Genomic DNA, 12,935 nt, shown 5'->3' on the forward strand with positions numbered 1-12,935 from the left:
TTGCCTGAATACGGCTTGCCCGGCGTCGCCGCGGACAAGAAACGTTCGCGCACGATCGGATTGGTGATCGTCGCGCTGATCGCGGTGGTCGCGCTGACCACCGCGCTCTACCGCACCGTGCGCTCGGAAGACGGCCTACGCGTCGCGCTGCGTACCGAGCAGATCGGCGACGGCGTCACCGAGGGCACCCAGGTGCGCCTGGACGGCGTGCTGGTCGGCGAGGTGGCGCGGATCGCGCCCGACGAGCGCGGCACCCAGCGAATCACCTTGCGGCTGGACGACTCCCGGCTCTACGGCATCGACGACTCACTGCTGGTCGACTACGCGCCCGCCAACTTGTTCGGCATCAGCGAACTCGAACTGCGCCGCGGCCCAGGCGGTTCGCCGCTGCGCCAGGACGCCGAGATCGACCTGACCGGACCGCGCGCCGCCGGCGTCTACGACGCGACGATGGGCAGCATCCTGCGAAGCCTGTCGCAGGTGGGCGCGTCGGTCTTCAGCCCCCAGCTGGCGACCGTCATCGCGCAGGTCTCCGCCGATTTCAAAGCGTTCACACCACTGGTGCAAGCGCTGATCACGGTGGCGCGCACCATCGCCGACAACCAGACCATGCCCGCCTCCGAGCTGATGGGCAGGCTGGGCCCGGCCTTCGACGGCGGCGGTGACTTCGCGGGCGCGACCATCCAGATCCTGGACCAGATCCACGACATCCGGATCGTGCAGACCGACAAGGACCACTACGACATCGGCGTCGCCGCACTCACCGGACAGATCCTGCCCGGCCTCGCGACCACGGTGAGCACAGCGGGCGGACAGCTGGCCGAGGCCACCGACATGCTGGCGCCGCTGCTGAGCGTGCTCGCCCAGATGGTGCCGAGGCCGCAGCAGTCGGCGGCCGAATTGCGCCTGCTGCTGGAGCGTTTGCGCGCCGCGATGCCGGAGACGCCGGACGGGCCGGTGCTGAATCTGGAGGTCGATCTGCGGGGCGTGCCCGGTATCGCGGTGCCGCTGCTCGGACAGGGAGGTGTGCGATGACGGTGCGCGGTGCGGCATGGCGCCTCGGTCTGTTCGCCGCGGTGATGGCGGTGGTTCTCGTGCTGGTGCTCACCGCGCTCGAGCGGCCGGTGTCGGGTGAGACCCAGGCGCACGACGCGCTGTTCACCGACGCGAACGGGCTGAAGGTCGGCGACGACGTGCGCATGTACGGCGTGCAGGTGGGCAAGGTCGAGAAGATCTCGCTCGACGGGGTGAAGGCGAAGATCCACCTCACGGTCGAGACGGCGACGCCGATCTACGACAACAGCACACTGGCCATCCGGTACCAGAACCTGACAGGGCAGCGGTACATCGATCTCCAGCAGCAGCCGAATCCCGGTGTGCGCCTTGCGGCGGGCGCGCTGATCGGCACCGACATGACGGTGCCCTCCTTCGATGTGACCAGCCTGTTCAACGGTCTGAAGCCGGTGCTCGCGACGCTGTCGCCGGAAGCGGTCAACCAGTTCACCGAGAGCATGCTCGCGGTGATCGAGGGCGACGGCACCGGCATCGGCCCAGCCATGGAGGCCATCGGCAAGCTCAGCCAGTACGTGGGTGACCGCCAGCAGGTGATCGGTCAGCTGGTGAAGAACATGTCCGACATCGCCGACCGGGTCGGCGGGCGGGTGCACTACCTGGTGCCGCTGCTGGCCCGGCTCAGCGACGTCTTCCAGTCGCTACAGGCCAATATCGGCGGGCTCGCCGATTTCGCGATGTCCGCACCCGCGGTGCTCGGCCCGCTGGACCGGCTGCTGGCCACGCTCGGGCTCGACCCGCAGAGCGGCCAGGACATCGACGCGATGATCCGCGGCCTGTTCCCCGATCCGCGGCAGGCGGTCGAGGTCTTCGGCAGGCTGCCGGGCCTGCTGCAGTCGGTGGACAACGCACTGCCGCGCACCGTCGCCGGCTGGCGGCCGGAGTGCAGCAAGGGCGCCGCCGAGCTACCGGCCCCGGTGCGCGTCCTCGTAGCCGGACAGAAGGTGGCGATATGCCAGGCGTGATTTCCCGCTGGTCCGGCGGTGACCGGCCGATCCTCGATGACGCGGCCAAGCGGCGCAAAGAGATTCGGCTCGGCCTCATCGGCGCGGCGCTCGTCGTGCTCGGCATGGTCGCGGCGGGCGTGCTGTACGCGGTGCCGTTCGGCAAGACCACCTACACGGCCGAACTGTCGGAGGCGCAGTCGGTGAAGGCGGGCGACGACGTGCGCCTCGCCGGTATCCCGGTGGGTTCGGTGGAATCGCTGGAGCTGAAGCCGGATCGGGTCGTCATGAGGTTCACCGTGAAATCTGATGTGTTCCTGGGTGACAAGACCTCCCTGGACATTCGCATGCTCACGGTGGTGGGCGGGCACTACGTCGCGCTGTTCCCCGCGGGAGACGCGCCGCTCGGCGAGCAGGCTATCCCCGCGGATCGAGTTCGACTGCCCTACAGCCTGATTCAGACCTTCCAGGACGCCACGACGCCGCTGAAGGAGCTCGACGGCGACACGCTGCGGCGCAACCTGTCCGCACTGGACGACTCGCTCACCTCCGCCCCGGACACTCTGCGCACCACGCTGGACATGGTCGGCGGCTACCTCGACGCCATCGACCGCCAGCGCGCCCAGGTCTCCGACGCCATCGCGGTGGCGGACGAATACGTCACCATGTACGACGGCGCGAAGACCGACCTGGGCAGGCTGATGGACAACGTCAACCTGCTGGAGACGGTGCTCATCGACAAACGCGCGGAACTGCGCGAGTCCGTCGCGCTGATCAACAGCGTGGTGCAGCGGCTCGCCGCGCTCGCACCCGCCTGGGACGCCACGCTGAAGCCGAGGGCGCAGCAGCTGGCCGACGCGCTGCCGCGGCTCGAGGAGATGGGCGGCAAGCTCGAACCGATGATCGCGAGCACCGAGCAGCTCGGTGAGAAGCTGCGGTCGCTGGTGATCCCGGAGGAGGGCATCGTGCTCGACCGGTCGGGTACGACGGTGCCCGCCCCCACGGGTCTGGATCTGTCGTCGGTGTGCGTGCCGGTGCCGGGGAAGGAGTGCTGATGCTGAAGAAGCTGCTCGGCACTCAGGCGTTCATGTCGATCGCGGGCGTCGCGGTCATCGCGCTGCTCGGGGTGGCCGGTTATTTCGTCGTCTTCGATCCGATGAAGAAGACCGAATCCTATTGCGCGATCATGCCCGACAGCATCGGCCTGTACGAGGGCAACCAGGTGACCATGCGCGGCATCACGGTCGGCAGCGTCACCTCGGTGCGCAACCAGGGCGCGAACGTACGGGTCGAGTTCGAGGTCGACGCCGACCACCCGGTGTACGCCGACGCCTCGGCCACCACGGTGTCCGACACCGTCGTCGCCGACCGGGAGCTCGCCGTGCTGGCCAGCGGCACGAACCTGGAGCGCTGGAACAGTTCCCAGTGCATCACCAAGACGCTGACCCCGAAGAGCCTCACCGAGACACTCACGGCGCTCGCGCAATTCTCCGACCAGGTCGTGGGACCCGATCCGTCCCAGCCGAATTCGCTGGCCGACGGGCTCAGCTCGCTGGACATGGCGACGGCGGGCACCGGCCCGCAGATCAACGAACTGATCCGCAGGCTCGGGTCGGCTTTGAAATCGCCGGACGCCGACATCGGCCACCTCGCGGGCATTTTCGACGCGTTCGCCTCGGTCTCGCAGAAGGTGAACCGATACTGGGGCGATCTGCGGAGCATGCTGGTGCGCGTCGGACCGGTGCTGAACCAGGCGAGCGAGGACCTGCTGATCCCCGGCGCGCAGCTGTTCGACGGCTTGGCCGAGGTGCTGCCGATGCTGAACGACATCACGAACTCGTTCGGCGACCAGATCCTCGCGTTGCTCGATCGGGCGGTGCCGATGCTGAAACTGTTGCGCGCCAACGTCGGCTCGTTGCGCGAGATCGTGCTCACCACACCGGTGTTCGCCTCCGCGCTGCGCAGCGTCGCCGATCCGGAGACCGGCGCGGCGAGCCTGACCTACGCCCCGCCGAAGGTGGCGATTCCGCAGCAGAACGCCGAACAGGTGTGCGCCGCCGTGAACACGGTGTCGCCCGGCCGGTGCGCCGGCGTCGAGAACGGCATGGTGAACGTGGAACTGGTGCAACTGGTGCTGGGATTGGCGGGTGCGCGATGAGTGAACGGAGTGAGCGAATCATGTGCCGGTGCGCTCCGTGCATGCCGGAGGCGAGCGCTAGCGAGGCGCAGGCATGAGCGCACAGGCGACACAGCGCACGGTCACGTTACGGTGGCGGCCGAAAATCGTGCGGCGCAACGTGATCGCGCTGGCGCTCGCCGCCTCGGTCCTGCTCGGCGGCTGCGCGTTCGACCCGTCCTCGGTGCCGGTCCCTGGCACCTCGGTGTCGGGCCCGACCTATCGCGTGCGGATCGAGTTCGCGAACGTGCTGAACCTGCCCGCCCGCGCGAAGGTCATCGCCAACGGCGCGCAGGTCGGCGCCGTCGAGAAGGTCACCGTGGTGCCTGCGGCCGAGGCGCCGCGGGGGCGCGGCGGGTACGTCGTCGTGGACATCGACATCGCGAAATCGGTACGGCTGCCGTCCGACACGATCGCGGAGTTGCGCCAGAACACGGTGCTCGGTGACATCCACATCGCACTGACCACCCCGCCGGACGGCTTCGGCTCACTGCTGGAGCCGGGCGGCACCATCGATCTCGATCACACCAAACCTCCTGTGCAGCTGGAGGACACGATGGCCGCGATGGCGTTCTTCGTGCAGGGCGGCGCGGTCGGCCAGTTGCAGGACATCGTCAACCGGTTCAACTCTGTGCTGCCGCAGGATCCGAAGGAGACCGCGCGGATCGCGGGCGTGATGGGCGCCGACGCCGCCGACCTGGCCGCCAACCTCGACCAGGTGGACGAGCTGCTCCACGGCCTCGCCAACAACGCCGAAGTGCTGCACAAGGTGCAGCCGGAGCTGGACAACATCCTCAGCGCGGCCTCGGTGGACCGCCTCGGCGCCGCAACGCAATCCATCGACGGCGTGACGAAGATCTTCGACCGGCTCGGCCCCGTCGGCCAGTCGCTGGTGTGGCTCGCGCCGCTCGTGCAGTCCGGCGACGCGACGGCCAAGGCGTTCGTGCCGCTGGCCACCGGAGGACCGCTGGATCTGCGCAACCCCTCGAACCTGGCCATGCTGGTCGCGCTGGTGCGGGACAAGATCATTCCGTTCGTCGAGCGCGGGCCGAAGGTGAACGTCACCGGCGTGCGCACGGAGATCGGTCCCGTCGCGGAACAGGAGCAGGTCGACCGGATCGTTCAGACCCTGCGCATGATCGGAGCCGTCCGATGAAGATCGGTTCGCTTGCCTCGCTCGGCGGCATCGCCGCCATCATGATTCTGGGCGCGGCCTACCTGACCTTCGGCGTGGTGCGGTTCGATCCGTTCGCCGACTACACCCACGCCACCATGGTGCTGAAGAACTCCGGCGGGCTCGGCGTTGGTTCGCCGATCCTGTTGACCGGCATCGAGATCGGCGACGTCACCTCGGTGGACAACACCGCGGCGGGCGTCGAGGTCGGCTTCCGCGTCGACGTCGCGCACCAGGTGCCCACCGCCAGCGTCGTCACCATCGAACATCTGTCGTCGCTCGGCGAGCCGTACGTGAAGTTCGTTCCCAAGGGCGACGGCGGACCGTACCTGCGGGACGGCCAGCGCCTGGACGCCGAGGACGTGCGGACGCCGCTGTCCGTCGCCGAGGTGGCGCGCATGGTCACCAAGACCATGAACCAGCTCGATCCCGCCGTCGTCGGCTCGCTGGTGGAGACGATGAGCAAATCCGTCACCGGTACCGAATCCGTGATGCCCGAGCTCGCCAGGTCCGGTGACCTGCTCGCCTCGACCATCATGACCAGGGCGCCGAAGATCGCCGAGCTGCTCGACAGTTTTCAACTCGCCGCCGCCGACATCGAATGGGCAGGTCCCGCCACCGCGGCGGGCGCGCCCGGCCTGGTGCGGTTCGGTCAGGCGCTCGACGAGCTCGTCGAGGCAGTCGGCCGCCTGGTCACCGCGCAGGGCAGTCCGGACATGTACCTGGAGGGCGACGGCGTCGTGCCGTTCCTCGAAAAGCTCACCGCCTGGCTCCGCGAAGCGGGTCCCGAACTGCGCGCACTCATCCCGGGCCTGCGACCGCTCGCCGACGCGGCCACCTCCGCCGCGCCGCAACTCGACCTGAGCACCCTCATCGGCCAAGCACTGCACAGCACCGACGACGACGCGATCCAGGTCCGCGTCGCCATCAAATAGCCTGCCCCGCAACCGGCCTCGCAGACCTGCCACACGCTTCGCAGCGCGTGCAACCTCTGTGAAGCGTGTGGAGAGTCTGCGTGGCTACCGATGGACCAGTTTGTTGGGTGGCCGTTGAGCGGTGGGAACACGAGATTCGGGTGGGTGGTCTTCGCGTCAGCGACCTTCGGGTAACCTGCCGGGAAAGATCGACTACTCGTGACGGTGTTCTCTGTTCGGCAGCGAAGGCGGTGCGATGGTGGAGTCCGGCGGCGGCCCTGCGCCCTATGGCGATGACGAAGGGGCGAACAACACTCGCGTTCTCGTGATCGCGGCGGCCATCGCCGCGGCACTCGCGGTGGTGGTGGCGATCGGACTCGTACTGCGGTCGAATCCCCCGTCGGACAACGGACCGACGCCCGCGGTCGCCAGCAAATCGACGGCCGCGGGCCCCACCGCGCGCACCGTGCCGATGACCACGACCGCCCGTCCGCCCGCGTCGGCGACGCCCCAGGCACGCAGGATCGGCGACGACTGCTCGGCGGGCGGCATCACCGCGCAGTGGGATCTGCGCGAGGGCCAGTGGACGTGCGTGCCGCAGGGACAGGGCCACGATCCGCACCGCGTCGGCGACGACTGTTCGCACGACGGGATCACCGCGCAGTGGGGCCACGCCCCGGACGGCCAGTGGATCTGCCTGCCGCAGGAGCATGCCCGCGAGAATCACCAGGTAGGCGACGATTGTTCGCACGACGGCATCACCGCCCAGTGGGGCCTGTCCCCGGACGGCCGGTGGATCTGCGTCCAACAGGAACCGGGCGTGGGCGCAGCGGTGCCGCCGGTCGTCCCCGCGCCGCCGCTCGCCCCCGGATTCCCTGCGCCTCCGATCGCCCCCGCGCCCGCTGGGCCTCCCGTCGCGCCCGGACCCGCCGGGCCGCCCGTTGCGCCCGCACCCGCTGGGCCTCCCGTCGCGCCCGCACCGCCGATCGTGCCCCAGTTCTTCCCGCTGCCGATCCTGCCTCCCCCGCCGGTGGCGCCCGCACCGCCTGCGGGGGAGTGAGGTAGGAAGCCATTCGGCGGTGCGTCGTGGCCGTCCGTGCATCCGGTTGGGCCCAGTTCTGGTTGGGCTCCGGTTCTTCAGTTGCCGCTTCCGCCCTTCCCGCCCGTTGTGGCGCACCGCCTGCGGGTGAGTGAAAGAGAACGCCGTCGCGCAGTGGACGAGATCGACCTGTTCGACCCAGGAGCGCTCGACGACCCGTATCCCCTCTACGACCGGCTACGCCGCACGGCGCCGGTGCACCAGGTCGGCGGCACCGGTTTCTACCTGGTGAGCCGCTGGGATCTCGTCGTGGAGGCGACCACCCGCCCCGCCGACTTCTCCTCGCACCTGACCGCCGCGCTGGTGCATCAGCCCGATGGCTCGGCCGCGGTCTTCGATATGGACGGCGAAGGGCAGGCGGTGCACGTCCTCGCCACCGCCGACGATCCGGAGCACCTGCGCCAGCGCAAGCTGGTGCTGCCCGCGCTCGTCGCGAAACGCATTCGCGCACTGGAGCCCACGATGCAGGCGAACGTGCGCCGACTGTGGGCCGAGGGGGTGGACGGCGACCGCATCGAGTGGATGGCGGCGATGGCGGACCGCCTTCCGATGACCATGGTCGCGAGTCTGATCGGGCTGCCCGGCGCGGATGTCCCGCGCCTGGTGGAGTGGGGCTACGCCTCCACCGAACTGCTCGGCGGGGTGGTCACCACCGACCGGCTCGGGATCGTGATCACCGCGGCGACCGAGCTCGCCGGTTATCTGCACCGGGCGTTCACCGCGGCGTGCGCGGCGCCCGGCGACGATCTGCTCGGCGATCTGGCGCGGGCGTGCGCGGCGGGCGATCTCGAGCCGAAGGTCGCGGTGCTGATGCTGGTGCAGCTGGTCGGTGCGGGCGGGGAATCGACCGCGGGCCTGATCGGCAACGCCGTCCGCTTGCTCGCCACCGATCCCGTTCTGCAACAACGGCTTCGGGAGGATCCGGAGCTGCTGCCGGACTTCCTCGAAGAGGCGCTGCGAGTGGAATCGCCGTTCCGCGCCCACCATCGGCACGTCGTCGCCGACACCACGCTCGGCGGCGTCGACCTGCCCGCGGGCGCGCACCTGCTCCTGCTCTGGGGCGCGGCCAACCGCGACCCCGCCGTCTTTCCCGACGCCGACCGGCTCCGCTTGGATCGCACCGTCCAGCGCGGGCACCTCGCGTTCGGCAAGGGCGTCCATTTCTGCGTCGGCGCCGCGTTGGCCCGGCTGGAGGCGCGGGTCGCGATCGGGGCGCTGCTCGCCGGTACAGCGTCGTTCGAGCTGGCTCCGGAAGACGGTGCGGCCCAATGGGTCCCGAGCATCTTCGTGCGCAGGCACGCGCGGCTCGCGCTCGTCCTCCGTTGAGCTCGTTCAGTGCGGATGCTGGGCGGCGTAGCGGGCGCGTTCCAGTGCGCGCCTGCGCGCCCGCTCCGGGCTCTCCAGATCGGCGGGCAGCCCATGCTCGGTCAACCGGTGCGCGCGGTTCATCGGCATGAACGCCGCGGTGTAGAACAGGGCGAGCAGCATCGCGAGCAGCACCATCGACCCGCGCAACCACAGCTCGCCGGGGAAGAACAGGAACGCCGCGAACAGCGGTGTGAACGGAACCATGCCGCGCACCAGATGGCGTGCGACGGCGTGCTTTCCGGTCAGGTCCTCGCTTACCCAGTCGCGCAGCGAGTCGGGCAGCCTGCGGCCGAAGGCGTAGCCGATCCACTCGACGGGGTTGGGGCGGCGGCGCGCGCGGGTCATGCGTCGGCTCCTGTCGATGCGGGGTCGGCGAGCACCGACCGGCGGGCGGCCTCGTTGACCCGGGTCAGCACCTCGCGCAGTTCTTCGAGGTCGGCCACCGTGACGCCGAGGCGCTGCACCACCGCGGGCGGAATCCGCTCGGCCTGCGTGCGCAGCGCGGCGCCCGCCTCGGTCAGGTCGATGACCAGGTTCCGCTCGTCGCGCGGGTCGCGGCCCCTGCTGATCAGTCCGGCCGACTCCAGGCGCTTGAGCAGCGGTGAGAGGGTCGGCGAATCGAGCTGGATGGCTTCGGCGATCTCCTTCACCGACATCGGCGCCTCGCCCCACAGCGCGAGCATCACCAGGTACTGCGGGTGCGTCAGCCCGAGCGGTTCCAGCAGCGGGCGATAGACGGCGAGCACCGCGCGATTGGCCACGGCCAGCGCGAAACACACCTGCCGGTCCAGGCGCAGCGGGTCATCGATCTCGGTCTCCACGGTTCCTCCTCGGGTCCGCGCTAGGTTAACGCACAAATAGTTAGTGTGTGTGCGCGATATCTCCTCCGGACCCGCCTCGCCCCCGCTCCGGCCGTACGCGGGGGTTCTCGGCGGCCTGGGTCCTGTCTCGAAGTCCCATACGGCATCTCTGCGGCCCAGGTCGCCTTTCGTTCCAGCTGTGCGCGTGGTCGTCGACGGGCGTTCGTCCAGTCGCGCCCGCTCTTCGTTTTCCGGCTGTGCCGCGCGGCGGTTGACGGACTTCGCCCGACCGCGCCGTTACTGTCGGGACATGTACGACGTCGCCCCGCGTGAGCGCATTCACGAACTGGACGCCGTCCGCGGGTTCGCCCTGTGCGGAATCCCGGTGGTCATCATCTGGCAGATGACCGACATGACGGCCACCGTTCCATCGGGCGAGGCCATGGACCCGCTCCGGCACGTGCTGTCGGTGCTGGTCGAGGGCCGCTTCTTCCCGATCTTCGCGTTCCTGTTCGGCCTGAGCTTCGTGCTGTTCCTGGACGGCGTTGCCGAGCGGACCGCGCGTCCACGACTCGTGGTGGCGCGCAGGCTGATCGCGCTCGGCGTGCTCGGGCTGGTGCACCAGCGCTTCCAGCCGGGGGAGGCGCTGCTGCCGTACGCGGTGGTGGGAGCGGTGATCCTACTGCCCGGGTCCGCATTGCCCGCGTGGCTGATTCTGGCCGCGGGCCTGGTCGGCACGGTGGGCGTGGCGCTCACCCTCGGCGGCGGCCTCGCCCTGGTGCCCGGTCTGTTCCTGCTCGGCTCGGCCGCGGGCCGTTACGGTCTCGTCGTCGACCTGCGCGGCCGCACCTGGCAGCTCGCGGCCGTCTTCGCGCCAGCGCTGCCCGCCGCGTTGGTGACCGCGGTATGGCAGTGGCGCACACCGTATCTGGAGCTGTGGACCAGCTCGATCGAGCCGATCGCGGGCCTGTTCGGCGCGCTCACCTACGTCAGCGGCCTGTTGCTCGTGCTGCGCACCGGATACTTCGAGGTACTCGCCGAGGTGCTCGCGCCGATGGGACGGATGGCGCTGACGAACTACGTGTCGGCCACGGCGATGATCCTGCTCGCGGAGCCGCACCTGCGTCTCGGCGGCACCACCCGCTATTCCGCGCTGCTCGGTCTCGCCGCCGGGATCGTCGTCTGCCAAGCCTTCGTCAGCTACCTGTGGCTGTCCTGGTTCCGGTACGGCCCGCTGGAATGGGTGTTGCGGTGCGTCACCTGGTGGCGCATCGTCCCGATCGGCAAGCCCGAACAGGAAGGCGTGGCCTCGATCGATCTGCCGCGCCGGTGACCCGAGGTTCGCGCGTGCGAAGCTCGAGCGTTCAGGCGAGTGCGACCGGCAGGATCAGCGGCCCTCGGTGCCGGAAACCGGAGCGCCACGGGATTTCTCGCGGGGGCGCGGTCAGCGTGGTCTCCGGCCAGCGGTCGCAGAAATGCGTGAGCACCGCCCCTGCGACGCCGTGCACCAGGGCGGTGCCGAGACAGGAGTGCGGGCCGTGACCCAGGCCGAGCTGGGCGTTGCGGGTGCGGTTCGGATCGAACCGATCGGGCCGGTCGAACGCCGCCGGATCGCGATTGGCGCCCGCCAGACACAGCAACACCGTCTGCCCGGCCTTTACGGTATAGCCGCCGATGTCCAGATCCGTTGTCGCGAACCGTGGTCCGGCGAGCACCTGCGGTGAGAGGTAGCGCAGCAGCTCGTCCACCGCGCGCCGCCGGTCGGTGGCCGCGCGGAAAGCCCTGCGGTGCGCGGGCTCGGCGACGAGCGTGAGCACGGCGCCCGCTATCAGGTCGGCGAGCACCTCGTACCAGACGAACAGCAGGTAGAAGAGCACACCCGTGAGCTCGTCGGCCGTCGGCGAACCGGTCTCGTCGCGCGCGGCGACCAGCCGCCCGACCGCGGTGTCTGCGCCCGCCCGCGCGACCACGGCATCGACGAGGGTACGCATGGTGGCGAGGGTGTCCCTGGCGCGCGGCGCTGTCGCGCCGGGAAGCAGCGTCGAATTCGCCCAGGCCAGTAGAGCTTCGCGTTCCGCGTCGGCCAGTCCGAGCAACTCGCCGAGCACCGCGGCGGGCAGCGGGATCGCCAGCCGCGCGACCAGATCCACCTTCGGGTCCGTGTCGGTGTCCTGCAACAGCATGTCGACCAGATCGCTTGCGCGCTCGTCCCATTCGGCGGCCCTGTGCGGCGCGATCTCGGCCGCGATCAGGCGGCGCAGCCGCGCGTGGCCGTCGGCGTCGGCGACGAGCAGCGCGTCCATCGGGGGCGGGACGGCGAATCCCGCGTAGTCGATCGGCCCGGCCTCGGTGACGTCGGCGGTCAATCGCTCGTCCGACAGCGCGGCGCGCACATCGGCGTGCCTGGTCACCAGCCAGGCGGGCGGGCCGTCGGGCGTGCGGACCCGGTGCACGCCGCCCTCGCGACGCAGCGCGCTCAGCACCGGCCACGGATCCGCCGCGAAACCGGCATCGAAGATCTGTCGCAACCCCAGCCCCCATCCGCTTGTCCGCCAACACTTCTCGGCACCCTTCGGTGCGCACCAAAGTACTCCGCTCGCGGCGCGTGCGCCGCTCGGGCTGGTGCGGGCCCCACCGCGGTTGCCGCGCACCCGGTGCGGCACGGCCGAGATCGGGCCGGGCCGTCGCAGACTGGACGGTCATGGATCAGTTGGTGCTGATATTCGTGCTGCTCTTCGCCACGATCCTGGCCGAGCCGGTGCCGCGGCGGACGGCGTCGCATCGGCGGTCCTGATGACGCTGTTGGGTTGCGTATCCGGGCGTGCCGATCGCCGCCGTCGTGCTCGGCGCCATCGTCGCTCCGCCCGACCCGCTCGCGGCGCTGGCCGCGCGGCTCGGCGCCGTGCTGGACGGCGCGGGGCTGTTCAACGACGTCACCGCGACCACCGGCAGGCCACCCATTCCTTCGCATTCGTGATCGTCGCCGCATACGGCATCGTCTGCCGGGTGGCCGTGCAAGCGGTAGTAACCGGCCGCTTCTCTACCGCGCACGCGGTGGGGGAGGCGGCCGCAGGGAAGCGCTGGCCGTGCGCCGCGAACCCGGCATGCCGCCGGATCTGGTCGACCGGGTGACCGAACGCCTCGATCTCGGCCCGGCTCGCTGAGCGTGCTAGTTGGCGGGAACGCCCGCCTGCCGGATCGCGCTCAGAACCTCGCCGTAGCTGAGGCTGGTGGAGTTCACCGTGATGGTCTCCGCGACGCGGTCCACGTCGACGGAATCGACTCCGCCGAGTCCGCGCAGCGCGTTCTCGGCGACGACGGCGGACTCATCCGAGTAATCGGTGAGGTCGAAGGTATAGGTCATGTTCCGGACTCTCCTGTGTGCTGAT

The 12,935-nt window shown here is 69.9% G+C and carries 14 protein-coding genes; 10 read left to right on the forward strand and 4 right to left on the reverse strand.

Annotated elements, in window-relative coordinates:
* The 8 genes from AB0H50_RS28035 (at window position 1) to AB0H50_RS28070 (ending at window position 8,704) form a co-directional block, all read left to right on the forward strand.
* Window positions 1–1,035, forward strand: a complete 1,035-nt coding sequence (locus AB0H50_RS28035; protein WP_357458193.1) for an MlaD family protein — start codon at window positions 1–3, stop codon at window positions 1,033–1,035.
* Window positions 1,032–2,036, forward strand: coding sequence for an MCE family protein (locus tag AB0H50_RS28040; protein WP_357458195.1), 1,005 nt, complete (start codon window positions 1,032–1,034; stop codon window positions 2,034–2,036). The genes AB0H50_RS28035 and AB0H50_RS28040 overlap by 4 nt, the downstream gene beginning before the upstream one ends.
* Entirely contained in the window at window positions 2,024–3,070 is a 1,047-nt protein-coding gene (locus AB0H50_RS28045) for an MlaD family protein (protein WP_357458197.1), read from the forward strand. Before AB0H50_RS28040 ends, AB0H50_RS28045 begins: the two co-directional genes overlap by 13 nt.
* Window positions 3,070–4,173: an MlaD family protein gene (locus AB0H50_RS28050; protein ID WP_357458200.1), complete on the forward strand. Its 1,104-nt coding sequence runs from the start codon at window positions 3,070–3,072 to the stop codon at window positions 4,171–4,173. Before AB0H50_RS28045 ends, AB0H50_RS28050 begins: the two co-directional genes overlap by 1 nt.
* Before the next feature lie 73 nt (window positions 4,174–4,246).
* The gene (locus AB0H50_RS28055) at window positions 4,247–5,347 is read left to right on the forward strand and encodes an MlaD family protein (RefSeq protein ID WP_357458202.1); all 1,101 of its coding nucleotides are present in this window, start codon (window positions 4,247–4,249) and stop codon (window positions 5,345–5,347) included.
* Window positions 5,344–6,300 carry an MlaD family protein gene (locus AB0H50_RS28060; protein ID WP_357458204.1) on the forward strand — a complete coding sequence of 319 codons (957 nt, stop codon included), beginning with the start codon at window positions 5,344–5,346 and terminating at the stop codon, window positions 6,298–6,300. The genes AB0H50_RS28055 and AB0H50_RS28060 overlap by 4 nt, the downstream gene beginning before the upstream one ends.
* Window positions 6,301–6,535: 235 nt before the next feature.
* Complete coding sequence (locus AB0H50_RS28065; RefSeq protein ID WP_357458207.1) at window positions 6,536–7,339, forward strand: hypothetical protein; 804 nt, start codon at window positions 6,536–6,538, stop codon at window positions 7,337–7,339.
* 153 nt (window positions 7,340–7,492) lie between these two features.
* Window positions 7,493–8,704: a cytochrome P450 gene (locus tag AB0H50_RS28070; RefSeq protein ID WP_357458358.1), complete on the forward strand. Its 1,212-nt coding sequence runs from the start codon at window positions 7,493–7,495 to the stop codon at window positions 8,702–8,704.
* A 6-nt stretch (window positions 8,705–8,710) separates the two neighbouring features.
* On the opposite strand, the gene AB0H50_RS28075 is transcribed toward AB0H50_RS28070, so the two are convergent.
* Both AB0H50_RS28075 and AB0H50_RS28080 read right to left on the reverse strand, forming a co-directional pair.
* On the reverse strand, window positions 8,711–9,091 hold the full coding sequence (locus tag AB0H50_RS28075; protein WP_357458210.1) for a DUF5313 family protein: 381 nt from the start codon (window positions 9,089–9,091) through the stop codon (window positions 8,711–8,713).
* Window positions 9,088–9,567, reverse strand: coding sequence for a MarR family transcriptional regulator (locus AB0H50_RS28080; RefSeq protein ID WP_357458213.1), 480 nt, complete (start codon window positions 9,565–9,567; stop codon window positions 9,088–9,090). Before AB0H50_RS28080 ends, AB0H50_RS28075 begins: the two co-directional genes overlap by 4 nt.
* 289 nt (window positions 9,568–9,856) lie before the next feature.
* On the opposite strand from AB0H50_RS28080, the gene AB0H50_RS28085 reads away from it, so the two are divergent.
* Complete coding sequence (locus AB0H50_RS28085) at window positions 9,857–10,879, forward strand: DUF418 domain-containing protein (RefSeq protein WP_357458216.1); 1,023 nt, start codon at window positions 9,857–9,859, stop codon at window positions 10,877–10,879.
* A 31-nt stretch (window positions 10,880–10,910) separates the two neighbouring features.
* Here AB0H50_RS28085 and AB0H50_RS28090 read toward each other — a convergent pair whose 3' ends face one another.
* Window positions 10,911–12,074: a cytochrome P450 gene (locus AB0H50_RS28090; protein WP_357458219.1), complete on the reverse strand. Its 1,164-nt coding sequence runs from the start codon at window positions 12,072–12,074 to the stop codon at window positions 10,911–10,913.
* A 293-nt stretch (window positions 12,075–12,367) separates the two neighbouring features.
* Between AB0H50_RS28090 and AB0H50_RS28095 the strand changes: the two genes are divergently transcribed.
* Entirely contained in the window at window positions 12,368–12,523 is a 156-nt protein-coding gene (locus AB0H50_RS28095) for a hypothetical protein (protein ID WP_357458222.1), read from the forward strand.
* Window positions 12,524–12,715: 192 nt separating this feature from the next.
* Here AB0H50_RS28095 and AB0H50_RS28100 read toward each other — a convergent pair whose 3' ends face one another.
* Complete coding sequence (locus AB0H50_RS28100; RefSeq protein ID WP_357458225.1) at window positions 12,716–12,910, reverse strand: hypothetical protein; 195 nt, start codon at window positions 12,908–12,910, stop codon at window positions 12,716–12,718.
* Between the last annotated feature and the right edge of the window lie 25 nt (window positions 12,911–12,935).

This window comes from Nocardia sp. NPDC050793 (genome assembly GCF_040654065.1).
Taxonomy (GTDB): Bacteria; Actinomycetota; Actinomycetes; order Mycobacteriales; family Mycobacteriaceae; genus Nocardia.

What these genes read in the sequence shown, in the direction of transcription:
- AB0H50_RS28040 (WP_357458195.1), top strand. Translation starts at nt 1,032, where the DNA reads ATGACGGTGCGCGGTGCGGCATGGCGCCTCGGTCTGTTCGCCGCGGTG.
- AB0H50_RS28045 (WP_357458197.1), top strand. Translation starts at nt 2,024, where the DNA reads ATGCCAGGCGTGATTTCCCGCTGGTCCGGCGGTGACCGGCCGATCCTC.
- AB0H50_RS28050 (WP_357458200.1), top strand. Translation starts at nt 3,070, where the DNA reads ATGCTGAAGAAGCTGCTCGGCACTCAGGCGTTCATGTCGATCGCGGGC.
- AB0H50_RS28055 (WP_357458202.1), top strand. Translation starts at nt 4,247, where the DNA reads ATGAGCGCACAGGCGACACAGCGCACGGTCACGTTACGGTGGCGGCCG.
- AB0H50_RS28060 (WP_357458204.1), top strand. Translation starts at nt 5,344, where the DNA reads ATGAAGATCGGTTCGCTTGCCTCGCTCGGCGGCATCGCCGCCATCATG.
- AB0H50_RS28065 (WP_357458207.1), top strand. Translation starts at nt 6,536, where the DNA reads ATGGTGGAGTCCGGCGGCGGCCCTGCGCCCTATGGCGATGACGAAGGG.
- AB0H50_RS28075 (WP_357458210.1), bottom strand. Translation starts at nt 9,091, where the DNA reads ATGACCCGCGCGCGCCGCCGCCCCAACCCCGTCGAGTGGATCGGCTAC.
- AB0H50_RS28085 (WP_357458216.1), top strand. Translation starts at nt 9,857, where the DNA reads ATGTACGACGTCGCCCCGCGTGAGCGCATTCACGAACTGGACGCCGTC.
- AB0H50_RS28100 (WP_357458225.1), bottom strand. Translation starts at nt 12,910, where the DNA reads ATGACCTATACCTTCGACCTCACCGATTACTCGGATGAGTCCGCCGTC.